Origin of the sequence: Kitasatospora sp. NPDC056531, from assembly GCF_042794375.1 — a bacterium.
Taxonomy (GTDB): Bacteria; Actinomycetota; Actinomycetes; order Streptomycetales; family Streptomycetaceae; genus Kitasatospora.
This window is the reverse complement of sequence record NZ_JBHTTU010000369.1, coordinates 958-1,361: the sequence shown is the minus strand read 5'-3', so window position 1 is coordinate 1,361 and position 404 is coordinate 958. Positions and strand designations below refer to the sequence as shown.

The following is a 404-nucleotide window of genomic DNA, read 5'->3' as shown; positions in this document are numbered from 1 at the left end:
CCCGGCCAAGCGCCCGCGACCTGCGGGGCCTGCGGCCAGGTGCCCCAGGCGCGGGACGGCGGGAACTGACGCTTCGTCGGTGCGGGCCGTGGCGTCACGGTCGGCGTCCGCGGAAGGTGCGGCGCAGGTCGTCGACCCAGGCCTCGGGGTTCTCCCAGGGGATGAAGTGCCCGCCGTGCTCATGGGCGGTGGGGTCGACGTGGTGGTACCAGTCGGCGCGGTCGCTGTCGAGGAAGCTGTGGACCCGCTGCGCGGTGGTCACCCCCGGCGGGTTCTCGAAGCCCACGAAGGTGATCCCGGTCGGCGCCTCGACCACCGGGTGGCGGTCGTGCGAGGGCGTCCACGGGTGGCGGTTGCGTGCCGGATCCTTATTCGAGTTGCCTGTGCATTCTGGGGTGGTGGGA

The 404-nt window shown here is 72.8% G+C and carries 1 pseudogene; it reads right to left on the bottom strand.

Annotated features, from left to right (window positions below):
• Positions 1-94: 94 nt before the first annotated feature.
• Positions 95-404: pseudogene (locus tag ACFQ87_RS46510) on the bottom strand (hypothetical protein); the annotation flags it as partial.